General features: G+C 62.0%; 26 protein-coding genes and 1 tRNA gene. 13 read left to right on the forward strand and 14 right to left on the reverse strand.

The window, feature by feature from the left end; genetic code table 11:
• Positions 1 to 76 (forward strand) — tRNA-Gly (locus tag H9642_RS07580).
• A 162-nt stretch (positions 77 to 238) separates the two neighbouring features.
• Here H9642_RS07580 and H9642_RS07585 read toward each other — a convergent pair.
• Positions 239 to 1261, reverse strand: coding sequence for a LysR substrate-binding domain-containing protein (locus H9642_RS07585; protein ID WP_251835833.1), 1023 nt, complete (start codon positions 1259 to 1261; stop codon positions 239 to 241).
• A 404-nt stretch (positions 1262 to 1665) separates the two neighbouring features.
• Here H9642_RS07585 and H9642_RS07590 point away from each other — a divergent pair, with 404 nt between their 5' ends.
• From H9642_RS07590 to H9642_RS07600, 3 genes are all read left to right on the forward strand, one after another.
• The gene (locus tag H9642_RS07590) at positions 1666 to 2853 is read left to right on the forward strand and encodes an efflux RND transporter periplasmic adaptor subunit (RefSeq protein WP_286010271.1); all 1188 of its coding nucleotides are present in this window, start codon (positions 1666 to 1668) and stop codon (positions 2851 to 2853) included.
• Between the two features lie 113 nt (positions 2854 to 2966).
• Positions 2967 to 6149 carry an efflux RND transporter permease subunit gene (locus H9642_RS07595; RefSeq protein WP_251835834.1) on the forward strand — a complete coding sequence of 1061 codons (3183 nt, stop codon included), beginning with the start codon at positions 2967 to 2969 and terminating at the stop codon, positions 6147 to 6149.
• Entirely contained in the window at positions 6139 to 7644 is a 1506-nt protein-coding gene (locus tag H9642_RS07600; RefSeq protein WP_251835835.1) for an efflux transporter outer membrane subunit, read from the forward strand. Before H9642_RS07595 ends, H9642_RS07600 begins: the two co-directional genes overlap by 11 nt.
• Positions 7645 to 7756: 112 nt before the next feature.
• On the opposite strand, the gene H9642_RS07605 is transcribed toward H9642_RS07600, so the two are convergent.
• Together H9642_RS07605 and H9642_RS07610 are read right to left on the reverse strand one after the other, a co-directional pair.
• Positions 7757 to 8164, reverse strand: coding sequence for a PA2817 family protein (locus H9642_RS07605; protein WP_251835836.1), 408 nt, complete (start codon positions 8162 to 8164; stop codon positions 7757 to 7759).
• Positions 8165 to 8231: 67 nt separating this feature from the next.
• Complete coding sequence (locus H9642_RS07610; RefSeq protein WP_251835837.1) at positions 8232 to 10679, reverse strand: acyl-CoA dehydrogenase; 2448 nt, start codon at positions 10677 to 10679, stop codon at positions 8232 to 8234.
• Between the two features lie 228 nt (positions 10680 to 10907).
• Between H9642_RS07610 and H9642_RS07615 the strand changes: the two genes are divergently transcribed.
• The 4 genes from H9642_RS07615 to queF all read left to right on the forward strand — a co-directional run bounded on the left by H9642_RS07615 (position 10908) and on the right by queF (position 14094).
• Positions 10908 to 11840 (forward strand): ABC transporter ATP-binding protein, encoded by a 933-nt coding sequence (locus tag H9642_RS07615; protein WP_251835838.1) that lies wholly within the window; start codon positions 10908 to 10910, stop codon positions 11838 to 11840.
• On the forward strand, positions 11837 to 12613 hold the full coding sequence (locus tag H9642_RS07620) for an ABC transporter permease (RefSeq protein WP_251835839.1): 777 nt from the start codon (positions 11837 to 11839) through the stop codon (positions 12611 to 12613). The genes H9642_RS07615 and H9642_RS07620 overlap by 4 nt, the downstream gene beginning before the upstream one ends.
• Positions 12614 to 12683: 70 nt before the next feature.
• Complete coding sequence (locus tag H9642_RS07625; RefSeq protein WP_251835840.1) at positions 12684 to 13163, forward strand: cupredoxin domain-containing protein; 480 nt, start codon at positions 12684 to 12686, stop codon at positions 13161 to 13163.
• A gap of 103 nt (positions 13164 to 13266) precedes the next feature.
• Positions 13267 to 14094: an NADPH-dependent 7-cyano-7-deazaguanine reductase QueF gene (gene queF, locus H9642_RS07630; RefSeq protein WP_251835841.1), complete on the forward strand. Its 828-nt coding sequence runs from the start codon at positions 13267 to 13269 to the stop codon at positions 14092 to 14094.
• A 53-nt stretch (positions 14095 to 14147) separates the two neighbouring features.
• Here queF and H9642_RS07635 read toward each other — a convergent pair whose 3' ends face one another.
• The gene (locus H9642_RS07635) at positions 14148 to 14414 is read right to left on the reverse strand and encodes a DUF4404 family protein (RefSeq protein ID WP_251835842.1); all 267 of its coding nucleotides are present in this window, start codon (positions 14412 to 14414) and stop codon (positions 14148 to 14150) included.
• A gap of 118 nt (positions 14415 to 14532) precedes the next feature.
• Positions 14533 to 14955, reverse strand: coding sequence for an acyl-CoA thioesterase (locus H9642_RS07640; RefSeq protein WP_251835843.1), 423 nt, complete (start codon positions 14953 to 14955; stop codon positions 14533 to 14535).
• A gap of 174 nt (positions 14956 to 15129) precedes the next feature.
• Between H9642_RS07640 and H9642_RS07645 the strand changes: the two genes are divergently transcribed.
• From H9642_RS07645 to rssC, 3 genes are all read left to right on the forward strand, one after another.
• The gene (locus tag H9642_RS07645) at positions 15130 to 15783 is read left to right on the forward strand and encodes an MlaA family lipoprotein (protein WP_251836152.1); all 654 of its coding nucleotides are present in this window, start codon (positions 15130 to 15132) and stop codon (positions 15781 to 15783) included.
• Between the two features lie 181 nt (positions 15784 to 15964).
• A complete protein-coding gene (gene rssB, locus H9642_RS07650) occupies positions 15965 to 17149 on the forward strand; it encodes a two-component system response regulator RssB (RefSeq protein ID WP_251835844.1) in 1185 nt (394 codons plus the stop codon).
• The gene (gene rssC / locus H9642_RS07655; RefSeq protein ID WP_251835845.1) at positions 17146 to 17628 is read left to right on the forward strand and encodes an anti-sigma factor antagonist RssC; all 483 of its coding nucleotides are present in this window, start codon (positions 17146 to 17148) and stop codon (positions 17626 to 17628) included. Before rssB ends, rssC begins: the two co-directional genes overlap by 4 nt.
• A gap of 23 nt (positions 17629 to 17651) precedes the next feature.
• Here the strand turns inward: rssC and H9642_RS07660 are convergent, their stop codons facing one another.
• The 8 genes from H9642_RS07660 to H9642_RS07695 form a co-directional block, all read right to left on the reverse strand.
• On the reverse strand, positions 17652 to 17846 hold the full coding sequence (locus tag H9642_RS07660) for a hypothetical protein (RefSeq protein WP_251836167.1): 195 nt from the start codon (positions 17844 to 17846) through the stop codon (positions 17652 to 17654).
• A gap of 26 nt (positions 17847 to 17872) precedes the next feature.
• On the reverse strand, positions 17873 to 19096 hold the full coding sequence (gene arsJ / locus H9642_RS07665) for an organoarsenical effux MFS transporter ArsJ (protein ID WP_251835846.1): 1224 nt from the start codon (positions 19094 to 19096) through the stop codon (positions 17873 to 17875).
• Between the two features lie 69 nt (positions 19097 to 19165).
• Positions 19166 to 20170 carry an ArsJ-associated glyceraldehyde-3-phosphate dehydrogenase gene (locus tag H9642_RS07670; RefSeq protein ID WP_251835847.1) on the reverse strand — a complete coding sequence of 335 codons (1005 nt, stop codon included), beginning with the start codon at positions 20168 to 20170 and terminating at the stop codon, positions 19166 to 19168.
• Between the two features lie 99 nt (positions 20171 to 20269).
• Positions 20270 to 20620: a metalloregulator ArsR/SmtB family transcription factor gene (locus tag H9642_RS07675; protein WP_251835848.1), complete on the reverse strand. Its 351-nt coding sequence runs from the start codon at positions 20618 to 20620 to the stop codon at positions 20270 to 20272.
• Positions 20621 to 20951: 331 nt separating this feature from the next.
• Positions 20952 to 21257: a chaperone modulator CbpM gene (locus tag H9642_RS07680; RefSeq protein ID WP_251835849.1), complete on the reverse strand. Its 306-nt coding sequence runs from the start codon at positions 21255 to 21257 to the stop codon at positions 20952 to 20954.
• Position 21258: 1 nt separating this feature from the next.
• Positions 21259 to 22197 carry a curved DNA-binding protein gene (cbpA, locus tag H9642_RS07685; protein WP_251835850.1) on the reverse strand — a complete coding sequence of 313 codons (939 nt, stop codon included), beginning with the start codon at positions 22195 to 22197 and terminating at the stop codon, positions 21259 to 21261.
• 73 nt (positions 22198 to 22270) lie between these two features.
• Complete coding sequence (locus H9642_RS07690) at positions 22271 to 22480, reverse strand: DUF3079 domain-containing protein (RefSeq protein WP_251835851.1); 210 nt, start codon at positions 22478 to 22480, stop codon at positions 22271 to 22273.
• A gap of 97 nt (positions 22481 to 22577) precedes the next feature.
• Positions 22578 to 23993, reverse strand: coding sequence for a hypothetical protein (locus H9642_RS07695; protein ID WP_251835852.1), 1416 nt, complete (start codon positions 23991 to 23993; stop codon positions 22578 to 22580).
• Between the two features lie 215 nt (positions 23994 to 24208).
• Here H9642_RS07695 and H9642_RS07700 point away from each other — a divergent pair, with 215 nt between their 5' ends.
• The gene (locus H9642_RS07700) at positions 24209 to 24451 is read left to right on the forward strand and encodes a hypothetical protein (RefSeq protein WP_251835853.1); all 243 of its coding nucleotides are present in this window, start codon (positions 24209 to 24211) and stop codon (positions 24449 to 24451) included.
• A gap of 62 nt (positions 24452 to 24513) precedes the next feature.
• Here H9642_RS07700 and H9642_RS07705 read toward each other — a convergent pair whose 3' ends face one another.
• Entirely contained in the window at positions 24514 to 24927 is a 414-nt protein-coding gene (locus tag H9642_RS07705) for a DoxX family protein (RefSeq protein WP_251835854.1), read from the reverse strand.
• Positions 24928 to 25073: 146 nt separating this feature from the next.
• On the opposite strand from H9642_RS07705, the gene H9642_RS07710 reads away from it, so the two are divergent.
• Entirely contained in the window at positions 25074 to 26114 is a 1041-nt protein-coding gene (locus H9642_RS07710) for an NADP(H)-dependent aldo-keto reductase (RefSeq protein WP_251835855.1), read from the forward strand.
• The last annotated feature ends 105 nt before the right edge of the window (positions 26115 to 26219 follow it).

Genomic DNA, 26219 nt, shown 5'->3' on the forward strand with positions numbered 1-26219 from the left:
GCGGGAATAGCTCAGTTGGTAGAGCACGACCTTGCCAAGGTCGGGGTCGCGAGTTCGAGTCTCGTTTCCCGCTCCAAATTTACGAAGAAGCGACCGAAAGGTCGCTTTTTTCGTTTCTGCTAAAAAATGGCCGCTCCGGCGCGCCCTAGCAGTCGGTTCTTTGAGCTCCGCACTGCAAGTGTCTGGATATCCACACCAGGCTGCTCAAGGCATAGCCGGGCGCCGGACTGCTCGGCCGTTAGGCTGTCTGGGCCTCGGGGGTACGGGTGTCGATTACTTTCAGCATTTGCTGGCCGGGTTGTTGCTGTTCTGGGGTCGCCAGCTTGGCGTTGGGACATTGCGTCAGCATGTAATTAACATCCAAGTTGAGCTTGTCGACTAAGAAATCGATGAATGCGCGCACTTTCGGCGAGACCAGACGGCCGCCAGCGAATACTGCGTTGAACTCATATTCCGGCCCGGTCCAGCCGGCCAGAACACGCTGCAGAGCTCCTGATTCGACGAAGGGCTTGGCCATCACATCGCTGCTGAGCATTAGCGCTTCTCCTGCCACCATTACCGGATGGAGTGGACAGGTATCGTTGGACACCATCTGTGGATTGATAGTGAAGTCTTGCAGTGGGCCACCTTCGGGCCCTAGTTGCCACGCAAAACGGTTGTTTTGTCCCAGTCGGTGCTTGCTCATTGCCAGCGTGCGGTGGAACTGCAATTCATCCGGGTGCTGTGGTTCGCCGTAGCGTTTGATGTATTCGGGGCTGGCGAATACCTGGGTGCGAAGCGTGCCCAGCTTGCGGGCAACCAGATTCGAATCAGGCAATGGTCCCAGGCGCAATGCCATATCGAACTCGCCTGAGATGAGATCCATTTTTTCATTGCTCAAGTGCATGTCCACTCGTATCTCGGGGTACTGGCTCTGGAATTGGCTCAGCAAAGGCGAAATCCACGCGGTGCCTACGACGTAGGGGGCGGTGAACCGCAGCCAGCCGCGAGGCCCTGACTGCAATTGGCTTACGGCGCTTTCCGCCTGTTCCAGATTGACGGCGATGCGCTTGCAATGCTCGTAGTACACCGTACCCGCTTCGGTCAGGCCCAGGCTCCGCGTTGTACGGTGCAGAAGGCGCGCACCGAGCCGGCTTTCCAATTCCTGAACCTTGCGGCTCACAGTGGTTTTCGGCTGGCCCAGCAGGCGTGCGGCGGCGGTGAAGCTGCCTTGCTCGACCACTTTCACGAAGATCAGGGTGTCGTTGAGGTCGGAGTTCATGGGGATGCCCGCCTGAAGGATTGTTTCGGGAGTGGGACGATTATTCCCTTTAATCCGGACTAATCAAGTCGGGTATTGCCACGTACCTTTGTGCCCAGAGCCTGAACGACGGTGTGATGTGATCGGTCGGCGCCCTTCGCTCAATGGCGAATCACGCGGTGAGTGGACGCCGGATCCTTGAGCTGACGGGCCTTTCAGGAGATTCAGGGGCACGGGCGCGTTACGGCTGTAAGCGCTCAGGGTGTCCTTCAAGCGAGCCGTTGTCCCACCCATGAAAAAATGAATCTTGTCAGCGGGACAGTTTTCGGCGTCGTTCCCCCGATCACATCACCGGCACGGCTTCGCCAGGGCGAAGCCGGCATGCGTTTCAGGGTTTCCGACCATACGACATCTGGACGACGGACATGAAAGGCAACCCCATCTATAACCCGGGTCGGCAGTTGGCCCTCATCGCGTTCTCCCTGTTCCTGCTGGCGGGACTGGCCGGTTGCGAAGGCGGCCATGCCCAGGAGTCAGGCATGCCCCCCGCGCCCCGGGTCAGCGCCGCGCCGGTGCTGGTCAAGGAGGTCACGCACTGGGACGCGTTCAACGGCCGCATCGAGGCGGTCGAGCGGGTGGAGCTGCGCCCGCGGGTCTCGGGCTACATCGAGCAGGTCAACTACGTGGAAGGCCAGGAGGTGCGCAAGGGCGATGTGCTGTTCACCATCGATGCACGCAGCTACCAGGCCGAGTTCGACCGGGCCAGGGCCGAGCTGGCCAGGGCGCAGAGCCAGGCCAAACTGGCACACAACGATGCGGCGCGCGCCCGGCGGCTGGCGGCCAAGCAGGCCATCGCCACGGAGATCGTCGAGCAGCGCCGCGCCGCCGCCGAGCAGGCGGATGCCCAGGTGGAGGCCGCCCAGGCGGCGCTGGACAGCGCGAAGCTGAACCTGGAGTTCACCCAGGTGCGGGCGCCCATCGACGGGCGTGCCGGTCGCGCCCTGGTCACCGCCGGCAACCTGGTCACCGCGGGCGATGCGGCCAGCGTGCTGACCACGCTGATTTCCCTCGACACCGTCCATGTGTACTTCGAAGCCGACGAAGCCACCTTCCTGCGCTATGCGCAGATGGCGCGCAGCGGCGAGCGACCCAGCGCGCGGGAGCAGCGCCTGCCGGTGCGGGTAGGGCTGAGCGGCGAGGAGGGCTACCCCCATGAAGGCTGGGTGGACTTCCAGGAGAACCAGGTCTCGCGCAGCACCGGCACCATCGCCATGCGCGCGGTGCTGGACAACCGCGACCGCCGCTTCACGCCGGGGCTGTTCGCCCGGGTGAGTCTGCTCGGCAGTGGCCGCTACGAGGCGATGCTGATCGACGACCGCGCCGTACTGACGGACCAGGACCGCAAGTACGTGTACGTGGTGGCCGAGGACGGCACCGCGCAGCGCCGCGATATCAGCCTGGGCCGCAGCGCCGAGGGCCTGCGGGTGGTCGAGGCGGGCCTGACGCCCGGCGACCGGATCATCGTCAACGGCGTGCAGAAGGTGTTCATGCCGGGCATGCCCGTGGAGGTCACCAGCGTGACCATGCAATCGCTGTCCACCGCCAGCCGTTGACGCTGGCCGTCTTTCACGCCTGACGCCGGAGAGTGCCGGCCCTGTTGCCATTGCCCCTGCGGGCGAGGGCGGGGCGCCTGCACGCCGACGTCAGCCAGCCAGGGGACACGCCCATGGACTTTTCCCGCTTCTTCATCGACCGGCCGATCTTCGCCGCGGTGCTGTCGATCATGATCTTCGCCGCCGGCCTGGTGACGATGCCGTTCCTGCCCATCAGTGAGTACCCGGAGGTGGTGCCGCCTTCGGTGATGGTGCGCACCGTGTATCCGGGCGCCAACCCCAAGGTGATCGCCGAAACCGTGGCCACACCGCTCGAGGAGGCCATCAACGGCGTCGAGGGCATGATGTACCTCAAGTCGGTGGCCGGCTCCGATGGCGTGCTGCAGATGACCGTCACCTTTCGCCCGGGCACCGACCCGGATGACGCCGCCGTGAAGGTGCAGAACCGCGTCTCCCAGGCGCTGGCGCGCCTGCCGGAAGATGTGCGCCGGCAGGGGGTGACCACCGCCAAGCAGTCGCCCACCTTCCTGATGGTGGTGCACCTGACCTCGCCCAACGGCACCTACGACACCCTGTACCTGCGCAACTACGCGCGCCTGCACATCAAGGATGCGCTGGGGCGCATCCCCGGGGTGGGCGAGGCGCAGATCTTCGGCGGCGGCGACTACGCCATGCGCGCCTGGCTCGACCCCGACCGCCTCGCCTCGCGCGGGCTGACCGCCGGCGACGTGGTGCGCGCCATGCGCGAGCAGAGCGTGCAGGTATCGGCCGGGCAACTGGGCGCCGAGCCCATGCCGGACAGTCGCTTCCTTACCCTGATCAACGCCCAGGGCCGCCTGAACACCCCGGAGCAGTTCGGCGAGATCGTCCTCAAGACCGGCGCCGACGGCGAACAGGTACGCCTGGCGGACGTGGCGCGCCTCGAACTCGGCGCTGGCGACTACACCCTGCGCTCCCAGCTCAACGGCCAGAACGCCGTGGGCATCGGCATCTTCCAGGCACCCGGCGCCAACGCGCTGGAAATCCGCGACGCGGTGATCGCCAGCATGGAGGAGGCCAGGCAGCGCTTCCCGGCCGACATGAGCTACGAATCGGTGTACGACACCACCCTGTTCGTGCGCGATTCGATCAAGGCGGTGGTTACCACCCTGGCCGAGGCGGTGCTGCTGGTGGTGCTGGTGGTGATCCTGTTCCTGCAGACCTGGCGCGCCTCGATCATCCCGCTGATCGCCGTGCCGGTGTCGGTGGTCGGCACCTTCGCCGCGCTGTACCTGCTGGGCTTTTCCATCAATACCCTGAGCCTGTTCGGGCTGGTGCTGGCCATCGGCATCGTGGTGGACGACGCCATCGTGGTGGTGGAGAACGTCGAGCGCAACATCGAGGAGGGGCTGTCACCCACGGCAGCGGCGCACCAGGCCATGAAGGAGGTTTCCGGCCCGATCGTCGCCATTGCCCTGGTGCTGTGCGCGGTGTTCGTGCCCATGGCCTTCCTGTCGGGGGTCACTGGCCAGTTCTACAAGCAGTTCGCGGTGACCATCGCCATTTCCACGGTGATTTCGGCGATCAACTCGCTGACCCTGTCGCCGGCGCTGGCCGCCCGCCTGCTCAAGGCCCATGGGGCGCCCAGGGATGCGGCGACCCGGCTGATCGACCGCCTGTTCGGCTGGCTGTTCCGGCGCTTCAACCGCTTCTTCAAGACCCGTTCCGACCGCTATGAGCGTCATGTGTCGCGCCTGCTCGGTCGTCGCGGCGCGGTGTTTGTCGTCTACGCGCTGCTGCTGGTCGGCACCGGGGTGATGTTCCTGGCCGTGCCGCCGGGGTTCATTCCGGCCCAGGACAAGCTCTACCTGATCGCCGGCGTGAAGCTGCCGGAGGGCTCGTCGCTGGACCGTACCGACGCCCTGCTGGCCGAGGTGGTGCGCCTGGCCCAGGAAACCGAGGGCGTGGCCGACGCCATTTCCTTCCCGGGCCTGAACGCCCTGCAGTTCACCAACACCCCGAACACCGGCGTGTCCTTCATCGCCCTCAAGCCGTTCAAGGAGCGGGGCGGGCGCACGGCGGCGCAGATCAATGCCGAGATCAACCAGAAGATCGCCGGGCTGCAGGAAGGCTTCGCCTTCTCGCTGATGCCGCCGCCGATCCTCGGCCTGGGCAACGGCAACGGCTACCAGCTGTTCATCGAGGACCGCGCCAACCTCGGCTACGGCGCGCTGCAGGAGGCCGTGCAGGCCATGCAGGGCTCGGTGGCGCAGACGCCGGGCATGAGCTTCCCGATCACCAGCTACCAGGCCAATGTGCCCCAGCTGGACGCGGAGGTGGACCGGGTCAAGGCCAAGGCCCAGGGCGTGCAGCTGACCGAGCTGTTCGACACCCTGCAGACCTACCTGGGCTCCACCTACGTGAATGACTTCAACCAGTTCGGCCGTACCTGGCAGGTGATCGTCCAGGCCGATGCGCCGTTCCGCGCCAATGCAGAAGACATCGGCAAGCTGCACACCCGCAACGACCGGGGCGAGATGGTGCCGGTAGGCTCGATGGTCACCCTCAAGCCGTCCTACGGCCCCGACCCGGTGCTGCGCTTCAACGGCTATCCGGCGGCGGATCTCAACGGCGAGGCCGACCCGCGAGTGCTGTCCTCGGCCCAGGCCATGGCGGCGCTGACCGAGATCGCCGGGCGGGTGCTGCCGACCGGCATGACCATCGAATGGACCGACCTCAGCTATCAGCAGGCGACCCAGGGCAAGGCGGCGCTGCTGGTGTTCCCGGTGGCGATCCTGCTGGTGTTCCTGGTGCTGGCCGCGCTGTACGAAAGCTGGACGCTGCCGCTGGCGGTGATCCTGATCGTGCCGATGACGCTGCTGTCGGCCCTGTTCGGCGTCTGGCTGAGCGGCGGCGACAACAACGTCTTCGTGCAGGTGGGGCTGGTGGTGCTCATGGGGCTGGCCTGCAAGAACGCCATCCTGATCGTGGAGTTCGCCCGTGAGCTGGAACTGGCGGGCAGGGGCATCGTCGAGGCCGCCCGGGAAGCCTGCCGCCTGCGGCTGCGCCCGATCGTGATGACCTCGATTGCCTTCATCGCCGGCACGGTGCCGCTGGTGCTGTCCTCGGGCGCCGGGGCAGAAGTGCGTTCAGTCACCGGCATTACGGTGTTCGCCGGCATGCTCGGGGTGACCCTGTTCGGGCTGTTCCTCACCCCGGTGTTCTACGTGGCCTTGCGCATGCTGGTCAGCCGCAACGGCCGTGATCCCCAGGCATCTGCCGCTTCTCCTTACAACGAGGCCTCTTATGAGCAGTAATCAGAACCTGAAGCAGGGCGTCGGCTTTCCCCTCTCCGGGCATTTTCTCCGGCCCGGCATGGGAGCCATGGCCCTCTCACTGCTGGTGGGCTGCATGACCGTGGGGCCGGATTATCAGCCGCCGGCACCCGAACCGGTGACACTGCAGGCAGCAGCCGATCCCGCATTCAGCAGCGCCTCGCCAGTGATTGACTGGTGGTCTGCATTCGACGATCCGACCCTGGAGCAACTGGTAGAGCGGGCGCTGGCGGACAACCTGGATCTGTACATCGCCATGACCCGGGTACGCATGGCGCGGGCACTGTTCACCGAGCAGCGCCTGGACCAGTTTCCCCACGTGGCCGCAATCGGCAGCTACGACCGGCGCCGGCAGCCCGAGGTGTTGGCCGACGGGCAGCGGGTGACCACCGAAAGCGCATTACTCGGGCTGGATGCCGCCTGGGAGCTGGACCTGTTCGGCCGGCAACGCCGCGCCACCGAGGCCGCCCGTGCCGCCCTGGATGCCGAATGGGAAAACCATGCGGATGCCCAGGTGATCGTCGCCGCGGAAGTGGCGGGCACCTATTTCCAGCTGCGGGGCACCCAGAAACGCATCGCGCTGGCGCGTGAGACGCTGGAGAACCTGCAGCAGACCCAGCGCCTGACGGAGGAGCGCTGGGTACTGGGCGCCGGCAGCGAGCTGGATGTGCAGAGCAGCCGTGCGCGGATGAAGGCGATCGAGGCTGATATCCCGTTGCTGGAAGCCAGCGAAGTGCAGACCAAGCACCGCCTGGCGGTGCTGCTGGGGCAGCGGCCTGGCGCGCTGGAAGCGCTGTTGCAACCCCGGGACGTCCCGCCCTACATCCGGGCGCTGCCGCTGGGCGACCCCAGCAACCTGCTGCGCATGCGACCGGACGTGCGTGGTGCCGAACGCCGGCTGGCTGTGGCAACGGCCAACGTGGGCGTGGCCACAGCCGACCTGTTTCCGCGTATCAGCCTCAATGGCTTCATCGGCTTCCTGTCGCTGGACGGAACGGGGCTGCTCGGCGGCGGCAACAAGGCCTGGTCGTTGACGCCGACCATGAGCTGGGCGGTGTTTGATCTGGGCAGTGTCCGGGCGCGGCTGCGTGCCACCGAGGCGGAGGCGGATGGCGTGGCGGCCGAATACGAAAAGACCGTGTTGCTGGCGCTGGAAGAAACCGAGAACGCCATGGTCCGCTATGCCCGGCAACAGCAGCGTTTGCTGTTGATAGCTGAGCAGGCGATGGCCGCGCGGCGGGCCGAAATCCTGGCTCAGGCGCGTTATCAGGATGGTGCGGAGGATTTCCTGGCGCTGCTGGATGCCCAGCGCAACCTGCTGGCCGCCGACGATGCACTGGCGGTGGCCGAAGCGGCGACCAACATCGGTGTGGTGGGGGTCTACAAGGCGCTGGGCGGCTGGGGGCAGCCTATGGCGGTGACCGGTGCGCAGGCGCCTGAGCGCGCATTGGCCGAAGCCGATAGGGGCATCCAATAAAACACCGTCGGCGGGGTGTTTGCGTGGCTACGCGGTCGGCATGGAGGCCGCGAAGACTGCACTAGAAAGCGGTTTTTCCATTACCGGAGTTCGGCTGCCTGCAGTACGGAACTCAGTGCTTCGAACTGTCGCCTGGTAGTGCCAGCAACTGTTTTTCCTGATTCCAGTCGAAAGGCAAACCTTGCGCTTCGGCGGCGTAGCGGCGCTCGTCGAGTTCCTGAAACAGGGCAATTTCCTCTTCGGGCATGAAGTGCAGGCAGTCGCCGCCGAAGAACCACAGCAGATCCCGCGGGACCAAGTGGCTGATCTGCGGGTAGCGATGGAAAACCTGGGAGATCAGGTCCTGGCCGAGGTAAAGCGGGGCGGAGGCATCTTGCAGGCCGCTGATCAGCTCATCGAAGCGCTCGAGAAACAGCGCATGGCTTTCATCGGGGATCTGCTCGGCTTCGCCAAGGGCGACCAGGATGCTGCGCAGGTGGGCGAGCAGTTGGAGATGATGGTCGAGGTGGGGGCTGGCCATGGGATACCTGTGAGTCAAAAAAGGGCGCGCGATTATAGTCGCTGCGCCCTCTGCAGGGGTAACGCAGTCAGCGCACTTTGCCAGATGCCGGCTGCAGGTCTTCCTGGCTGAAGTCATCCACGTCGATCACGCGGCGCCGGGTGATCTCGGCCGTGCGTAGCGCCGCTAATTCCTCTGTATCCAGAATGCCGGCGGCTTGCGCGGCATCCAATACGTCTTCGCCAGCGGCGGGGTGCAGGCGGTTTTCCTTGAGCGCGCGTTGCACTTTCTTCGTGCTGGAGTCGCTGGCTGCCAGCAGCTGAAAAGCATGCTCCAAGGCGCCAACGGGGTCTTCAGGGTCTTGCGGTCGATAGCAGCCGTCGAGCAGGCGGGCGAGGGCGGGGTCGTCTAGCGGCCTACCGAGCACGGCAGCGACGTCGGCATCCAGAGCATCCCGGGGGCCGAAATGGCGACGGCCAAGGGGGAAGGCCAGCAGTCGGAGCAGCCAGGCCACTGGGCGATTAGGAAAGTTGCCCAACAAGGCTTCCAACGCGGCTTCGGCTTTTTCCAGGCACTCCTCCAGCGACCAGCGCAGCAGTATTTCCTGCTCTGCAGGATGCCCCAGGTCGTGGTAGCGCTTGAGCGCCGCCGAGCCGAGATACAAGTAGCTGAGCACGTCGCCCAAGCGCGCACTGAGGCGTTCGCGGCGCTTGAGTTCACCACCGAGCAAGAGCATCGAGACGTCGGCGACCAGGGCGAACGCCGCGGACAGCCGATTCAGCTTGCGGAAATAATGACGACTGATGCCGTGCCCCGGTGCCTGGCTCAACAGGCCCCCGGTCACGCCGAGCAGCAGGCTGCTGGCGGCGTTGCTGACAGCGAAACCGACATGTTGCAGCAACAGCGGATCGAACTGATCCAGTGCGGCATCCGGATCGTCCGCATCGGCCAGTTGCATCTCCTGGAGCACATAGGGATGGCAGCGGATCGCCCCCTGCCCGAAGACCATCAGGTTGCGCGTAAGGATATTGGCGCCTTCCACGGTGATGAATATCGGGGCGCCTTGCCAAGCGCGGGCCAAGTAGTTGTTGGGGCCCATGATGATGCCCTTGCCGCCATGAATATCCATGGCATGGGCAATGCATTCGCGCCCGCGCTCAGTGAGGTGATATTTGAGAATGGCGGAGAGCACCGAGGGCTTTTCGCCGAGGTCCACCGCGTGGGCGGTGAGTATTCGCGCGGCGTCCATCAGCCAGGCATTGCCGGCGATGCGTGCCAGGGGCGCCTGAATACCCTCGAAGGCGGCCAGTGGCACGTTGAATTGTTCGCGAATGTGCGCGTAACGGCCGCTGACGTACGCGCAGGACTTGGCCGCGCTGGTGCCCACTCCGGGGAGGGAAATCGAGCGGCCCACGGACAGGCAGTTCATCAGCATCATCCAGCCTTTGCCGAGCATGGCCTGACCGCCAATGATGGCGTCCAGCGGCACGAACACATTCGTGCCCGAATTGGGGCCGTTCATGAATGCTGCGCCCAGCGGCAAGTGGCGCCGGCCAATGGTCACGCCAGGGGTATCTGTGGGAATCAGCGCGAGGGTGATGCCCAGTTCGTCCTCGTCTCCTAATAAATGATCCGGGTCGTAGGCCTTGAAGGCTACGCCGAGGAGGGTGGCTACCGGGCCGAGGGTGATATAGCGCTTCTCCCAGTTCAGGCGCAGGCCCAGCACTTCCTCGCCTTGCCAGGTACCTCTGCAGATGATACCGCTGTCGGGCATGGCGCCGGCGTCGGAACCGGCCAGGGGTCCGGTCAGGGCGAAGCAGGGGACTTCGTCGCCAGTCGCCAGCCGGGGCAGGTAACGGTTGCGTTGTTCCTCGGTGCCGTAGCGCACCAGCAGCTCGGCGGGGCCCAGGGAGTTGGGCACCATCACGGTAGACGCCAGGTCGGCGCTGCGGGTGGCCAGTTTCATCACAATCTGGGAGTGGGCATAGGCGGAGAACCCTTTGCCACCGTATTCACGGGGAATGATCAGGGCGAAGAAGCCTTCCTGCTTGATAAAGGCCCAGGCGGCTTCAGGCAGGTCCATACGCTGGCCGATGTCCCAATCGCTGACCATCGAACACAGCGTTTCGGTGGGCCCATCAAGGAACGCCTGTTCCTCGGCGCTCAGTTGGGCCTTGGGGTAGGTCAGTAATTGATTCCAGTTCGGGCGGCCACTGAACAGTTCGCCATCCCACCAGACGGTTCCGGCTTCGATGGCTTCGCGTTCGGTCTGCGACAAAGGGGGCAAGGTCTTGCGAAACCACGCAAAGACAGGGCCGGTGATATGGCGCCGACGAAAATCAGGCATCAGCAGCGGCACGGCCACCGCCAGCCAGAGCAGTGCAAGCACCAGCATCAACAGGCCGGGGGCGACTTCGGTGAGGGCCATGGCAATGAGGTACACCGCAACGATTGTCAGGCTGGTCAGTACCGGTATACGCAGATGGGCAAGGATGAGAATGCCCACCACTAGAACGATCAGCCAGATAGCAAGCATGGGTTTCCTCCCTGAAGAGCGCGAATGAGGTGACGGTTGCTCGGGCATTTGCCGGCGTAGGGTTCTCCCAAGGGACCCGTGTCGATCAGCGTAGTTCGTCTGCCGCTGCTCCAGGGTTCTGTCCCGCTTCGTTGTGGTTCGCAGCGAAACGGGAACGGGTCCCAAGGTTGCAATTGGCTGCTCTAGCCCTTATCTAGCTGGTTCCCTTTCTGTTTGCGTGCATTCAACATGAGTTCCGCCCTGTCCATCCGGCAGCTGACCAAAATTTACGATAATGGCTTCCAGGCGCTGCATGGCATCGATCTGGATGTCGCCGAAGGTGACTTCTTCGCCTTGCTCGGCCCCAACGGCGCCGGCAAGTCGACCACCATTGGCATTCTTTCCACTCTGGTAACCAAGTCTGGCGGCACGGTGAATGTGTTCGGCCATGACCTGGACGCCGATCCCTCCGGGCTCAAGCGCTGCCTGGGGGTGGTGCCCCAGGAGTTCAACTTCAACCAGTTTGAAAAGGCCTTCGATATCCTCACCACTCAGGCCGGTTACTACGGCATTCCGCTGCGGGTAGCCAAGGAGCGTGCCGAGCGCTACCTCAAGCAACTCGGCCTGTGGGACAAGCGTGACGTGCCGTCGCGCATGCTCTCCGGTGGGATGAAGCGGCGCCTGATGATCGCCCGTGCGCTGATGCACGAGCCGCGTCTGCTGATTCTCGATGAGCCGACCGCCGGGGTGGACATCGAGTTGCGCCGTTCGATGTGGACCTTCCTCACCGAGCTTAATCGCCAAGGTGTGACCATCATCCTCACCACTCACTACCTGGAAGAAGCCGAGCAGCTGTGTCGCAATATCGCGATCATCGATCACGGACGCATCGTGGAGAACACTAGCATGCGCGCCTTGCTGCAGAAGCTGCACGTGGAAACCTTTTTGCTGGATCTGAAAGAATCGCAGCTGCTGCCGCCGGAGCTTGATGGCTACCCGGCAAACCTGGTGGACGGCCGCACCCTGGAAGTGCAGGTGGACAAGACCCAGGGCATCACCGGGCTGTTCCTGCAGTTGAAGGAGCAGGGCATCGAAGTGCTCAGCCTGCGCAACAAGAGTAATCGCCTGGAAGAACTGTTTGTCTCCCTGGTGGAACAGAACCTGGCCAAGGTGGCGAAATGAGTGAGTTGCGTCCTAATCTGATTGCCCTGCAAACCATTGTCTATCGCGAAGTGCGGCGCTTCCTGCGCATCTGGCCGCAAACCCTGCTGCCGCCGGCAATCACCATGGTTCTGTACTTCGTGATCTTCGGCAACCTGATCGGCCAGCGCATCGGCGAGATGGACGGCTTCGCCTACATGGATTACATCGTGCCGGGCCTGATCATGATGTCGGTGATCACCAACGCGTACAGCAACGTGGTGTCGAGCTTCTTCGGCAGCAAGTTCCAGCGCAACATCGAAGAGCTGATGGTCGCGCCGATGTCGCCCCATGTGATTCTCATCGGCTATATCGCCGGCGGTGTGCTGCGCGGCCTGGGCGTGGCCTTCATCGTCACTTTGTTGTCACTGTTCTTCACCGATCTGCAGGTGCATAACCTGGGCATCACCATGCTGGTGATCCTGCTGGCGGCGACCATCTTCGCGTTTGGTGGATTCATCAACGCCGTCTATGCGCGCAGTTTCGACGATATTTCCATCGTTCCCACCTTCGTGCTGACGCCGCTGACGTACCTGGGCGGGGTCTTCTACTCCATCCACCTGTTGTCGCCGTTCTGGCAGACGGTGTCGCTGGCCAATCCGATCCTGCACATGGTCAATGCCTTCCGCTACGGCATTCTTGGCGTGTCCGACATCCATATCGGCACCGCCATTGGCTTCATGCTGGTGGCCGCTGCGCTGCTATACCTGTTCTGTGTCCATCTGCTGATCAGTGGGCGCGGAATGCGCCAGTAATCGGCTGGCTCCTGAGGGGGACAGCCGGGCGTTGCCTGGCTTGTTCTCTCTACTTCAGGAGTGATGAATCATGTTGCTGCGATTCCTGCTGTCCATCTCGATATTGCTTGGCAGTCCGGTAGCGCTTGCCGAAGGTTTTGTCTTCGGCAAGCCGGCCAGCCCCGAGTCCGCAACCCGTACCGTCGAAATCGAGATGGGCGAGATGTACTTCAAGCCGGCCTTTGTGCAGATCAAGGCAGGCGAAACCGTGCGTTTCGTGCTCAAGAATGTGGGCAATTTTCCTCACGAGTTCAGCCTCGGCTACACCGCGATGCATCGGGAGCATCGCGAAGCAATGCTGCGCATGCAGGCTGAAGAAACCTTGCGCGATCATGGGCATGGCGCCCACGCCCATCTGGCCCATGCCGGGCCCAATACCCTGGTGGTCGAGCCGGGGCAGGCGGGTGAACTGACCTGGACCTTCTACCAGCCGGACTGGCTGCAATTCGCCTGCAACATCCACGGGCATTATCAGGCGGGTATGATCGGGCAAATGGAAATCATGCCCTGAAAAGCCGTAGCGGCGTAGGGCAGCAAGGTCGTCAGGTGGTGGCGCAGTGGCTGCGAGCCTTGCCTTATACTGTCCGTCGTTTTCCTTTTTACAGGTTTCTGCCATGCATCCCGCCGAACACTCGCCCTTGGGCAAGTCCAGCGACTACGTAGATCAGTACAGCCCGCAGTTGCTGTTTTCCATTCCGCGCGCAGCGAAGTGGAGCGAGTTGGGCCTGACAGCCAGCACTTTGCCGTTTCAGGGCGTCGACCTGTGGACCTGCTACGAGCTGTCCTGGTTGACGCTGCGTGGCAAGCCGGTGGTGGCGATTGGCGAGTTCTCGATTCCATCGAATTCGCCAAACATCATCGAATCCAAATCCTTCAAGCTGTACCTCAACTCGTTGAATCAAACCCAGTTTGCTAACGCCGAAGCGGTACAGGAAACGCTTGAAAAAGACTTGTCTGCCATAGCGGGCGCGCCGGTGACGGTGCGCGTGCGTCGCCTGGATGAGGTCACAGCTGAGGGCTGCGCCAGCCTGCCGGGCGTGTGCATCGATGAGTTGGATATTGCCGTCAGCGACTATGCGCTGCCTCGCCCTGAGCTACTGCGCTGTGAAAGTGCGGGAGTAGTGGAGGAGACCCTGCACAGCCATCTGCTCAAATCCAACTGTCCTGTAACTGGCCAGCCGGACTGGGGCAGCGTGGTGGTGGACTATCGCGGCCCGGCGCTGGATCACGCCAGCTTCCTCGCTTACCTGGTCAGCTTCCGCCAGCATCAGGATTTTCATGAGCATTGCGTGGAGCGCATTTATATGGACTTGCAGCGTCTGCTGCAGCCGCAGCGTCTGACGGTCTATGCGCGCTATGTGCGTCGCGGCGGACTGGATATCAACCCCTACCGCAGCAGCATGACAATCCAGCCGGAGAATCGACGCTTGGCTCGCCAGTAAGCGCAGCGCGGCGTCTCCCACACGCTAGTGCGATGCGACGTCGCCGCAGCCGCTCAGATCCCCATGCTTACCAGGCTCTGCATGATGTTGCGTAGCGTGCCGGCCAGGGTTGGGTGGCTGACCTCAAAGCGCTCCACGGCCAGGTTGACGCCATCGACCAGGGTTTCGCCAGAGGCGGGAGGGGTTTGGTTGACGAGCTGGGCTTCGATCTGGGCAATGACGGTCAGTATCGACGTGCGTTCTTCGTCGCTGAGCGGCGGTTGCTGCTCCAGTTGGTTGCGCAGTTCTTCCAGTTGCAGCCGTAGGTCTTGTGCAGGCATGAAGATACTCCCGGTCCAATAGCAAAGGCTCAGCCCGTGACGGCCTTGCCGTCACGTTGCCTGTAAAGATAAGGCAGGATGCCGGGGTTTGCTCGATACGGTGCCGGAAACGTTGCATTCAGGCCGAGGGATTCATCAAGGCACGCAGCCGCTCAGGCAGAGGAACTGCGCGGTTTTCGGCATGGTCGATCCAGACCAGCTTGCAAAAGCCTTCTCCATACACGGCGCTCGGATCTTCCAGGGTTGTCAGTCGATGCTCGAGAACGGCGCTGCTGCGGCCCAGTTGGCCCGCATAGAGTTCGATCACCACGGTGGCCGGATGAACCACCGGCTTCAAGTATGTGTGCTGAACTTGCAACACGACCGGACCTTGGCTGCCTCGGTCGATGTCGAGGCCTATCTGGGCGAACCAGGCGATGCGCGCCTCTTCCAGGTACTGGATGTAGCAGGTGTTGTTGACGTGGCCGTAACTATCCATGTCGCCCCAGCGCACGGGGATACGAGCGCTATGCAACAAGGTGGATGCAGGTTGTCTAAGCATGTTCAAGTCTGTCTCTTGGTAAGGCTGGCCCGTATACTGCGCGGCGTCTTTTTTATTGCGGCAGATTGAGCCCAGAGGCTTTGTCCAGGGCGGTCGCCACACTACGTCTAACAATGAGGTGCTGCAATGGTTGCGGGCAACTGGGGGCGAGGATGGGCAGGTCGCGTGGGATTCATGCTGAGTCTGGTGCTGGTGCCTGTCAGCGTCTTGGCAGCCACCGATGAAGACCCGTGGGAGGGCTTCAACCGCACGATGTTTGCCTTCAACGACAAGGTAGACACCTATGCGCTCAAGCCACTGGCCGAAGGCTACCGAGCCGTCACTCCCCAGTTTCTGGAAGATGGCATCCACAACGTCTTCAGCAATGTGGGCGATGTGCGCACCCTGACCAACAATCTGCTGCAGGGCAAATTCCGCGATGCGGGCATCGATACCAGCCGCATCTTGTTCAACTCGACCTTCGGACTGCTGGGGTTTTTTGACGTCGCCAGCAAGATGGGCCTGCAGCGCAACGACGAAGACTTTGGCCAGACGCTGGGCGCCTGGGGACTTGATAGCGGTCCTTATCTGGTCTTGCCCTTCCTTGGCCCAAGCACCGTGCGCGACGCCTTTTCCCGCGTGCCGGATGCGTACTTGAACGTCTATCCCTATATGGATCATGTGCCGACCCGCAATACCACGTTGGGTGTGGATGCCCTCGACACGCGAGCTAGTCTGCTATCAGCGGAAAAGCTGATCCAAGGAGACAAATACGTGTTCATTCGCAACATCTATCTGCAAAATCGCGAATTCAAAGTAAAGGATGGCTTGGTCGAAGACGATTTCTGAAGCCGTCTCGCCACCCTGGGAGCAAGACTCGTCTCAGTAGATCATGGGCCCCGGGCCCACAGCTTGAATCGCTCAGCGGATGGGAGTACCGTCTGCGCCGTGAAGAAAGTCCCTACATCCCGCCGTGCCGATGGCCGGTTACCACGTCCACTGCACCCGGCGTCGTTTGCCTGGAAATCCCATGCATAATCCCAGCGCCACACTGCTGATCATTGACGACGACGAAGCTGTGCGCACCAGCCTGGCAGCCTATCTTGAAGACAGCGGCTTTGCCGTCGAGCAAGCGAGCAATGGCGTTCAGGGCCTGGAAATGTTCGAGCGGGAGCAACCGGACCTGGTCATTTGCGATTTGCGAATGCCGCAAGTGGACGGACTGGAGCTGATTCGTCGCATCGGCGAGCTGGAAAACCCAGCACCAGTCATCGTGGTGTCCGGCGCCGGCGTCATGGGCGACGTAGTGGAAGCCCTGCGTTTGGGCGCAGCTGATTACCTGATCAAGCCCCTTGAAGACCTCGCTGTGCTCGAGCACTCGGTACGTCGCGCGCTGGATCGCGCCCGCCTGCGCCTGGAAAACCGCCGTTACCGTGAAACACTGGAGGCTACCAATCGCGAACTGCAGGCCAGTCTTCACCTGCTTCAGGAAGATCAGAACGCCGGCCGCCAGGTGCAGATGAACATGCTGCCGGAAACTCCCTGGCTTGCCGACGGGCTGAATTTTGCTCACCAGATTATTCCGTCGCTGTACCTGTCCGGCGACTTCGTCGACTACTTTCGCCTCGATGATCGCCGCATCGCGTTCTACCTGGCGGACGTTTCCGGCCATGGCGCGTCATCGGCCTTCGTGACGGTGCTGCTCAAGTTCATGACCACTCGGCTGTTGTACGAATCGCGGCGCGGCGGGGTGTTGCCAGAGTTCAAACCCTCGGATGTACTGGGGCATATCAACCGTGGATTGATCAATCTCAAGCTGGGCAAGCACGTGACCATGCTCGGCGGGGTGATCGATCTGGTCACCGACCGGCTTACCTACAGCATCGGTGGGCATCTGCCCTTGCCCGTGCTGTACACCGAGAGCGGTGCCGAGTACCTGGAAGGGCGTGGGCTACCGGTGGGCTTGTTTGAGGACGCCACCTACGAAAACCTGGAGCTGGAGCTGCCAAAGTCGTTCAGCCTGACCTTGCTGTCCGACGGCATCCTCGATCTTTTGCCGGGTGACACACTCAAAGCTAAAGAAGCCGCGCTGCCTGCATTGATCAGCACGGCCGGTGGCGGCCTTGAAGGGCTGCGCCAGATATTGGGATTGGATCAGTTGGGTGATATGCCGGACGATATCGCTTTGCTGGTGTTGAGCAGGAACCTTGCATGAGTAACGGCAAAATTCAGTTTGCCGAGCAGGATGGCATCTTCGTGCTGAAATTCGTCGGCGAGGTTCGCCTGACTCTCTGCTCTGCGCTGGACGCAACCATTGAAAAAATCTTCGCCTCGGCGAACTTCACCTCCATCGTCATCGACCTGATCGAGACCCGCAGCATCGACAGCACCACGCTGGGCCTGTTGGCCAAGCTGTCTATTCTGTCGCGGCAAAAGGTCGGTCTGTTACCGACATTGGTGACAGACCAGCCGGATATAACCCGGCTGCTGCACTCCATGGGCTTTGATCAGGTCTTCAATATCGTCGATCAGCCAAGCGTGACGCCGGAAAATCTCACGGATCTCCCCTCGCAGGATGTGTCCGAGCCTGAAGTAAAAGCCCGGGTGCTTGAGGCTCACCGAATCCTCATGGGCTTGAACGAGTCCAACCGCGAAGCGTTTCATGACTTGGTGTTGGCGCTGGAGCGCAGTTGAACCCCGCAAGCGTCTTGAAGCGCTCACGCTTCTCCTGATTTCTTCTCAGCAGTATTAGGCGATGCAGCGGCGTGTTCGGCCGCTTCCGCCAGCTCATCCAAGATGCAGATCGTGCATTCGCCTTCATCGGGTTGATTGGTTTCGACATAGCGCACTCGGCGGCTCGCCGATTGCCGGTCGGCGTTGACGCGAAAGCGCGGGCGGTCAGAGCGGGGCATGAGATCCTCCGAAGCAAAAAAAGGGTTCAGGCCTGCACAGCGGCATGGCGGGGCAGGCTGACGGAGATCAGTGCGGCCAGGAGCACGAAGCCGCTGGACACCCACAGGCAGGCTTGCAAACCATACGCCTGAAAGACCCAGCCGGACAGCAGGGTGCCGATCAAGCGACCCAGCGCGTTGGACATGTAGTAGAAGCCAACGTCCAGCGACACACCATCCTCCTTGGCATAGCTGACGATCAGGAAGCTGTGCAATGAGGAGTTGATGGCAAACAGTGCGCCGAACAGCAGCAGGCCGCCGATCAGCACCGTTTGCACGGACAGGTCGCTGTCCAGGCCCAAGGCGATTGCCGCTGGCAGTCCGGCCAGCAGCAGTGCCCAGACACACGCGGCACCGCCATCCGGCACCTGACCACGGCGCTTGCCGGTGACGTGGGGGGCAAGCGACTGAACGAGGCCGTAGCCCATCACCCACAGCGCCAGAAAGCCGCCCACCCGCCAGTGATCCCAGCCGAAGCTGCTGGTCAGAAACACTGGCAGGGCTACCACGAACCAGACATCCCGCGCACCGAACAGGAACAGGCGCGCGGCGGACAGCTGGTTGATGGCTCGACTCTTGGACAGCAGGTCACGGAACTTGGGCGTGCTGTTGGCCTTGCCAAGATCCTTTTTAAGCAGCGCCAGGCTGGCTACCCAGACCAGCGCCAGCACAGTCGCCATGGCCAGCACCGCGCCAGTAAAGCCAAGCAAGGCCAGCAGCGCGCCACCCAGAAAGAAACCGACGCCCTTGAGCGCATTCTTCGAGCCGGTAAGGATCGCCACCCACTGGTACAGCCGGGCTTGTTGGTTGCCAGGTACCAGCAGCTTGATCGAGCTTTTGGCGCTCATCTTGTTGAGGTCCTTGGCGATGCCGGACAGCGCCTGCGCCGCCATGACCCAGGGCACGCTGAGCAGGGCATCCGGCACGCTGAGCATCAACAGGGCAGCGACTTGCAGGCCGAGGCCAATGTTCATGGTGCGATTCAAGCCCAGGCGCGCGCCCAACCAACCGCCAATCAGGTTGGTAACCACCCCAAAAAACTCATAGAACAGAAACAGCGCCGCGATCTGCAGCGGGCTGTAGCCAAGCGCATGGAAATGCAACACCACGAGCATGCGCAACGCACCATCGGTGAGGGTGAAAGCCCAGTAGTTGCCAGTGATCAGTAGGTATTGGCGAATTTCTGGCGAAAGGCGGGCGAGGGCATGCATGGAAGAGCCTGAGTCAAGGAGTCTGGGTGATTCGCTGCACCTGGGGTGCCGGGAGTGCTGTCCTGCCGATCAGCCGGCGCCGCCGACCAGCTTGGCAAGCTCCATGGTGCGGTTGGCATAGGCCCATTCGTTGTCGTACCAGGCGTAGATCTTCACCTGCGTGCCGTTGACCACCAGCGTGGACAGCGCGTCGATGATCGACGAGCGCGGGTCGGTGCGGTAGTCGATGGAGACCAGCGGGCGTTCTTCGTAGCCAAGAATGCCCTGCAGCTCGCCGTCCGCGGCGCTTTTGAGCAGCTGATTGACCTCGTTGACCGTGGTGGCGCGCTCCACTTCGAACACGCAGTCGGTCAGCGAGGCGTTGGCCAGTGGTACGCGCACCGCATGACCGTTCAACTTGCCGCGCAGCTCGGGGAAAATCTCGGCAATCGCCGTGGCCGAACCGGTGGTGGTAGGAATCAGGCTCATCAGCGAAGCACGGGCGCGGCGCAGGTCCTTGTGTGGCTGGTCGAGGAGGCTCTGGGTATTGGTCAAGTCGTGGATGGTGGTGATCGAGCCGTGGCGGATGCCGAGGCTCTCATGGATCACCTTGACTACCGGCGCGAGGCAATTGGTGGTGCAAGACGCAGCCGTGACGATGCGGTACTGGGCCGGATCGAACAGCGAGTCGTTGACGCCCACCACCACGTTGAGTGCGCCCGCTTCCTTGACCGGCGCGCTGACCACTACGCGCTTGACGCCCTGGTCCAGATAGCCCTGCAGCACGGCGACGGTTTTCATCTTGCCACTGGCCTCGATCACCAGGTCGCAGCCCGACCAGTCAGTGTCGGCGATAGCCTTGTTGGCGGTCACCCGGATGCGCTGGCCGTCGATGAGCAGAGCGTCGCCCTCGCTGCCGGCTTCATGCTGCCAGCGACCATGCACCGAATCGAAATTCAGCAGGTGCGCGTGGGTCGCCGCGTCGCCGGCCGGGTCGTTGATCTGCACGAATTCCAGTTCAGGCCAGCCCCAGGCGGCGCGCAGCGCCAGACGTCCGATGCGGCCGAAACCGTTGATGCCTACTTTGATGGTCATTCCGGGGTCCCCTCAAAAACAGAATGGTTGATCGACTCGATTGGACAGTTTTGTCGCCGATTTCTTGTGCAACACGTCAGCCCGCTTTGCCGGAGGCAATCAGCTGCAGGCCGTGGCACGCTCGGGGCGCTCACGCATGCCTTCCAGGCGCTCGGTATTCGGCCGGAGCCAGTTTTTATTGGCCGCGAGAGTGGCGTTGATCATCTCGTGTACCCAGTCCGGCAGGTTTGGATGCAAGCGGTAATACACCCACTGGCCGTGGCGACGATCTTCCAGTACGCCGCAGTTGCGCAGCTGCGCCAGGTGGCGCGAAATCTTCGGCTGGCTTTCTTGGAGTGCGGTGGTCAGCTCGCAGACGCACAGCTCGCTTTCGCGAGCGATCAGCAATGTCATGCGTGCCCGGGTTTCATCGGCCAGGCATTTGAAAACTGTGGTTGGAGTCATGTGCATGCTGTCCTCGGCCGCAGTAGGTTGGTAGTCGGCTAAAGATATGGCTTGGGGAATATATGGATTCTCATATGTAGGCGCAAGGATTGCGCGTTCAGTTCGCTCGAAGACCTTCGATGCAGGCGTCGGGCGAGGAGGCGAGAAGTGAAGAGCCCTTCTCACGTTGTGCAGCGAACCTGATGGTAAGACGGCGACGTACAGCGACCCGGCTAAGAGGGTGCCAAATCATCACGGGCAACGTGTGCAGGTCGGTCCTGCCGATTGAGACCTGGGTTCGCTGGCGGGTGCGCGGCGGCTTTAAGCGTAGCGCCACACGGCATCGCACGGGTACGGGCTAGAGTTCCAGAAAGCGCAGCAAACGGCGTTTCAGGCTGTCGTTCTCGGTCCGCAGCCGCTCCACTTCGCCCAGTAGGTCCAGCGTAACTGCCACGGCTGCCCAGTCGAGCTCCAGCTCCCGTTGCAGACGGCGGGCCTGGCGCAAGCGGCTCAGCGCAGCCGTATCGAAGCGCCATTCGGCGGGGGTCTTGCCGTCCGGTTCAACGATGCCGTATTCGACGATTTCGATCAGGATGTCTTCGGGCAACTCGAGCCGCTGGCAGCATTCTTCCAGGGTCAGTTGCAGGAGCAGGGAAGTTGCCATGTCATTTACTCCATCGGCTGCGCGGGTCGAAGTCTGCGGCGTCGCCCAGCTGAGTCCACAAATTACGCGCCTGTTCCGTGCTGCGCGGTGGCATTACCACTTTCAGTACCGCATACAGATCGCCCGTGCCTTGCTTGCTCGGCAACCCCTTGCCCTTGATGCGCAAGCGCTGACCGCTCTGGCTGTCGGCCGGAATATTCAGGTGAATGCGCCCGGTCAGTGTCGGCACTTCGACCCGCGCACCCAGCGCCGCTTCCCAGGGCGCCAGGGGCACCGTGATCAGCAGATCATGGCCCTCTACGTCGAACAGCGGGTGCGGCACCAGACGGATGAACAGGTACAGATCGCCATTCGGCGCACCGCCACTGCCCAGACCGCCTTGTCCCTTGAGGCGAATGCGCTCGCCATCAGTGATACCGGGGGGAATCTTCACGTTGAGGCTCTTGCGCTGATCGGGCTGGCGCTGGCCATGCTCGTCGTAGCTGGGTAGCAGATACTCGATTGGCTTGCTGGTTTTACCGAGGATTTCTTCCAGGAACACCGGCAGCTCAAGCTCGATGTCGCGACCGCGGCGCGCCGCCCGGTGCTGCTGGCGGCCGCCCCGTTGAGCGCCGAAAATCGATTCGAAAAACTCGGAGAAGTCGCCCTCGAACTGCTCGTGCTGTGCGGAAAACCCGCCCGAGGGTTGCCAGCCGGGTGGTGCGTTGAAGGTTTGCCCGGCGTGGCCGTATTGGCGGATCTGATCGTACTCGGCGCGTTTCTCCGGGCTCTTCAGCACCTCATAGGCCTCGACCACCTCCTTGAAGCGATCTTCCGCGTCGGCCTCCTTGTTGACGTCCGGATGGTACTGACGCGCCAGGCGTCGGTAGGCGGTCTTGATCGCCTTGTCATCGGCCGAGGGCTCCACGCCGAGCGTTGCGTAATAGTCCTTGAACTCCATGGCAGGCACCTGCTGGATTGGTCATTTCGAAGCGTAGTCGAGGGCTGCTTCTCATGACCCGGGTGCGCAGCGCTCAGGCGGCCGGTGGCTTGCTTGCCTGCGGCTGGCTGTTGTCCGTACTCAGGGCGTCGAAGGCGTGCCAGTCTTCGCCCCAGACCTCGATGGGGTGCATGGTGCGATCAGCGCCATTGCCGCACCCCAATGCGTCTGCTGAGCAATAGCGGTCGCATCCCCAGCAGATCCGCTCGGGATGCACAGGGTTCAGCGGGAATTTCTTGGCCATGACAAAACACTCCAGGGCACTCGTGTCTGGCCATACTGTGCGCAGTTTTTTGCCTTTGCCTTGATTCGGGTCAAGCGGGCGTGGCGGCAGGCATAGCTCAGCTTCGCCGCCACGGGGCGATTAGTCGCCGATGCCAGCGTGTCGTCTGCCGTTCCGGTGGGTCGGGCCAGTGCACCTTCTTGCTCTCGCACTGCACGATGCCGTTGGCTCCCAGCCGCACCCGCCAGCGCTGTGCAGAAGGAAAGGACTGGCCGGGTTCCGTGTGTACCAGCAGGAGGTTGTAATCGTGCTGTTTTTCGATGGGGTGCGCCTGGATGGAGGCAAACGGATCGGCCTCGTCCGCACTCACGAATAACTGGTGCTTGCTGGCCAGAATCATCTCGCAGAGCCGTTCACAGTCCAGTGTCAGGCGCTCCTGGATCTCGTCTTGCTCCAGCGCCGCCTTGTCGAGGTTGAGTACCGAGCGATAGCAAATGATTTGTCGCTCTTCGTTAGTAGCCCATTTGACGGAGTGTTCCAGCACCTGCCGGGGCAGTTCGGGTAGTTTGCGGTAGTCCAGCCAAACCAGCTGCTGGGCCAGCAGTTTTTTCGTGTAGGGCATGAGGAGGCGGATCTTCCAGCGTGGCTTGCCTTTGCGCAGCCAGCGTGTGATCGCCGTGATCATATCGTCGCGCAGCAGGTCGCGCAGGGCATAGACCAGTGCGATGCCCAGCAGCAGAGTAAGCGACAGCTTCTGGCTGGCGTCCCGCGCGTTGAACAGAAAATAGGTAAACAGCGACATGATCAACGTGGTGGACGCCGCCTTGACCAGCTTGCGTGTGCCAGGGCCCAGCTCGGTGATCGTTGAGCGCAGCAGTACCGGATACTCCAGCAGCCGGTGATACAGGCTCATGCGGTTCCAGACGCGGGTCGGTGTGCCGTGAAAATCACTCAGGTACTCGCGCTCCTTGCGGTGCTTGTGCTCCTGGCGCAGGAAGTCGCCCATCGCCTGCTTGAGTTCTTCCTCCAGCTCGGCGAAGCCGTCCAGAGTCATACTTTCCAGCATGAACTGTTCGGCATACCAGGAAAAGTAGATATCCATCTGACGGAAATAGCGTTGCTGACTTGTTTGCCGGGGAGCGGACTTGCGCAGGCGTTGCGCAAAGTTCTGGCTAAGCCGCAGGGCGCGACCGATCGACTCTGCCGTGACGCCCGAGGCCAGCAATTGTTGGCGAAGGCGGTCCATCGAGGCCTGATATTGAAAGAGCCAGGACCCATACATGATTTCGTAGTGGGGCGAGAGTAGCGAAAACGTTGTGTTGGCCTTGCTGGGGCGGTCTTTGGCTGGCAGTCCCAGCAGGCCGAAGCGGTGGGACAGGGCGCTGAAGAAGAACTGTTCCTCGGCCAGAGTCCAGGCGGAAAAGTTGCTTTCGTGAGGCGTGAACAAATACAGCTCGACGTTATGGCGGCCTGGTTTTTTCAATGTGCGGGTCAGTTGCAGACGGTAATCGCCCTTGCGCTTTAGTGAATACACGGCTCCCCCAATGGCAATTGAAGAGAGGAAGGATACCAAGCTTTCTAAAGGATTATTCCAAGGCGCGGTGGGGATAGCATTTATCGGAGTTGAATGGGGAAATGAAGTGCGTTTGTTCGTTCGAATGCCGGTGGGCGGAAATATGCAGTCCCCAGACATTGAATGCCGTCAATCGGACTCCAAAGCCAAGGGTATTCAGCAGATGAGGTGCAGGCATGAACAGGCGAGAGGGTGTATACGCGCAAAACCCGGACAACACAGAAAATGAGTTTCCGGGCACGCCCCGGCCGCTCAGTCCGGGGCGGACCGATGTCAATCCAGACCGTGAGCCAGGCATCGATGAGCTGCCTGACAATGACGGAGAACTTCCCGAGGAGAGCGATGTTGGCCTTGATCCTGACCTGGGGGATCTCGATCCTGACAAGGCGGAAATGGACGATCAACCCAATCCACGCTGATAGCCAGCCCGCAGGCTCACAGGTGTTGGCGTTACCCTTGTATTAACCAACTATCAAGCAAGCTAGCGGCCATCTAGCGAGTATTTTCCCGCACCGGTCACGCCCAGCAATAGCAAGCCGCCCATGATGCTGATGTTCTTGAAAAACTGCGTCATGTTGGCGGCTCGCTCAGGGTCGGCCATGTTCCAAAAGTCATGCCCGATCAACGCAGTGCCGAGGACGAACAAAGCGAAGAGAAAGGCCAGCGGCCGGGTATAAAAGCCCAGGATGATCGCAATGGCGACGAAGAATTCCATGAGTACAGCAATCGCGGCGGCAAGCATGGGTACAGGCGTACCCAGCGATTCCAGATACGCCACGGTTCCTCCAAAACCGAACAGTTTGCTCCAGCCAGACATGATGAACAGAATCATCAGCAGAATTCGGGCCAGCAGAATGATCTCGTTTCGCAGGTTATCCAGTAGGGTGTATCTCATGGCCTGTACCTTTGCGAGAGAAGGGGGCGCGCTTGCTTGCGCACCGTTGACGCTAGCAGAGAGGATGGGCAATTGCTGTCCGCGCTTGGCGCCCGCGGGACCGCGTCATGCGCGGCATTCATTTTTCTTCAATACAGGAGGATTCGATGCGTTACCGACCACTTGGCAAAACCGATCTCAATGTCAGCGCGCTGGCGCTGGGCAGTATGACCTGGGGTGAGCAGAACACCGAAGCTGAGGCATTCGAGCAAATCCGCCGCGCCCAGGCAGCGGGCATCAATTTCATCGACACCGCCGAGATGTACCCAGTGCCGCCGAACGCACAAACCTATGGTGCTACGGAAAGCATCATCGGCCACTATTTCAAGCGCCATGGCGGGCGGGCCGACTGGATCATCGCCAGCAAGGCGGCTGCGCCAGGCAATGGCATCAGCCACATCCGAGGCGGTCACAACCATTTCGATCGCGCCAACCTCACCCAGGCCGTTGACGACAGCCTGCGTCGTTTGCAAACCGACTACCTCGACCTTTATCAGTTGCACTGGCCGGACCGGAATACCAACTTCTTCGGCCAGTTGGGCTACCAGCACGATCCCGACACGCATTTCACGCCCATCGAAGACACGCTTGAAGTGCTCGATGAACTGGTGAAGAGCGGCAAGGTCCGCCACATAGGCCTGTCCAACGAGACGCCTTGGGGTGTGCAGCGTTTCCTGCACCTGTCCGAGACGCGGGGCTGGCCTCGTGTGGTGTCGATCCAGAACCCCTACAACCTGCTCAACCGCAGCTTTGAGGTCGGCCTAGCGGAAATCGCTGTTCGCGAACAGGTGGGGCTGCTGGCCTATTCACCGCTGGCGTTTGGGCTCTTGTCCGGCAAGTACGAGAATGGCGCTCAGCCGCCCCAGGGCCGCTTGACGCTGTACGCGCGCTTCCAGCGCTACAACAATCCGCAGGCACGCCGTGCCGCGAGCGCTTATGTGACACTGGCCAACACTCATGGAATCGACCCAGCCCAGATGGCGCTGGCCTATGTCAGCAGCCGCCCGTTTCTGACCAGTAACATCATCGGCGCCACCACCCTTGAACAGCTAGAGAGCAACCTGGCCAGCGCTCAACTGCAACTGAGTGATGAGCTGCTGGCCGGGATCGAGCGTATCCATGTAGAACAGCCCAGCCCGGCTCCCTGAGAGTGTTGAGGCGCAGGCACAGGCGGCTGTGCAAGGCGACGTAGTGCCCGCTGTTCACGCTGCAATGCCACTTTTATGCAGCGCGGTTTATCTCCGTTTCAATAG

Origin of the sequence: Serpens gallinarum (assembly GCF_014836765.1) — a bacterium.
In the GTDB taxonomy this organism is placed as follows: domain Bacteria; phylum Pseudomonadota; class Gammaproteobacteria; order Pseudomonadales; family Pseudomonadaceae; genus Serpens; species Serpens gallinarum.

Coding starts and splice junctions, on each gene's coding strand:
- rssC (WP_251835845.1), top strand. CDS start 17,146: ATGAGTAACGGCAAAATTCAGTTTGCCGAGCAGGATGGCATCTTCGTG.
- H9642_RS07690 (WP_251835851.1), bottom strand. CDS start 22,480: ATGGCCAAGAAATTCCCGCTGAACCCTGTGCATCCCGAGCGGATCTGC.
- queF (WP_251835841.1), top strand. CDS start 13,267: ATGCATCCCGCCGAACACTCGCCCTTGGGCAAGTCCAGCGACTACGTA.
- H9642_RS07610 (WP_251835837.1), bottom strand. CDS start 10,679: ATGCTTGCTATCTGGCTGATCGTTCTAGTGGTGGGCATTCTCATCCTT.
- H9642_RS07700 (WP_251835853.1), top strand. CDS start 24,209: ATGAACAGGCGAGAGGGTGTATACGCGCAAAACCCGGACAACACAGAA.
- H9642_RS07590 (WP_286010271.1), top strand. CDS start 1,666: ATGAAAGGCAACCCCATCTATAACCCGGGTCGGCAGTTGGCCCTCATC.
- H9642_RS07705 (WP_251835854.1), bottom strand. CDS start 24,927: ATGAGATACACCCTACTGGATAACCTGCGAAACGAGATCATTCTGCTG.
- rssB (WP_251835844.1), top strand. CDS start 15,965: ATGCATAATCCCAGCGCCACACTGCTGATCATTGACGACGACGAAGCT.
- cbpA (WP_251835850.1), bottom strand. CDS start 22,197: ATGGAGTTCAAGGACTATTACGCAACGCTCGGCGTGGAGCCCTCGGCC.
- H9642_RS07605 (WP_251835836.1), bottom strand. CDS start 8,164: ATGGCCAGCCCCCACCTCGACCATCATCTCCAACTGCTCGCCCACCTG.
- H9642_RS07680 (WP_251835849.1), bottom strand. CDS start 21,257: ATGGCAACTTCCCTGCTCCTGCAACTGACCCTGGAAGAATGCTGCCAG.
- H9642_RS07600 (WP_251835835.1), top strand. CDS start 6,139: ATGAGCAGTAATCAGAACCTGAAGCAGGGCGTCGGCTTTCCCCTCTCC.
- H9642_RS07645 (WP_251836152.1), top strand. CDS start 15,130: ATGCTGAGTCTGGTGCTGGTGCCTGTCAGCGTCTTGGCAGCCACCGAT.
- H9642_RS07620 (WP_251835839.1), top strand. CDS start 11,837: ATGAGTGAGTTGCGTCCTAATCTGATTGCCCTGCAAACCATTGTCTAT.
- H9642_RS07640 (WP_251835843.1), bottom strand. CDS start 14,955: ATGCTTAGACAACCTGCATCCACCTTGTTGCATAGCGCTCGTATCCCC.
- H9642_RS07675 (WP_251835848.1), bottom strand. CDS start 20,620: ATGCACATGACTCCAACCACAGTTTTCAAATGCCTGGCCGATGAAACC.
- H9642_RS07585 (WP_251835833.1), bottom strand. CDS start 1,261: ATGAACTCCGACCTCAACGACACCCTGATCTTCGTGAAAGTGGTCGAG.
- arsJ (WP_251835846.1), bottom strand. CDS start 19,096: ATGCATGCCCTCGCCCGCCTTTCGCCAGAAATTCGCCAATACCTACTG.
- H9642_RS07670 (WP_251835847.1), bottom strand. CDS start 20,170: ATGACCATCAAAGTAGGCATCAACGGTTTCGGCCGCATCGGACGTCTG.
- H9642_RS07625 (WP_251835840.1), top strand. CDS start 12,684: ATGTTGCTGCGATTCCTGCTGTCCATCTCGATATTGCTTGGCAGTCCG.
- H9642_RS07595 (WP_251835834.1), top strand. CDS start 2,967: ATGGACTTTTCCCGCTTCTTCATCGACCGGCCGATCTTCGCCGCGGTG.
- H9642_RS07635 (WP_251835842.1), bottom strand. CDS start 14,414: ATGCCTGCACAAGACCTACGGCTGCAACTGGAAGAACTGCGCAACCAA.
- H9642_RS07615 (WP_251835838.1), top strand. CDS start 10,908: ATGAGTTCCGCCCTGTCCATCCGGCAGCTGACCAAAATTTACGATAAT.
- H9642_RS07660 (WP_251836167.1), bottom strand. CDS start 17,846: ATGCCCCGCTCTGACCGCCCGCGCTTTCGCGTCAACGCCGACCGGCAA.
- H9642_RS07710 (WP_251835855.1), top strand. CDS start 25,074: ATGCGTTACCGACCACTTGGCAAAACCGATCTCAATGTCAGCGCGCTG.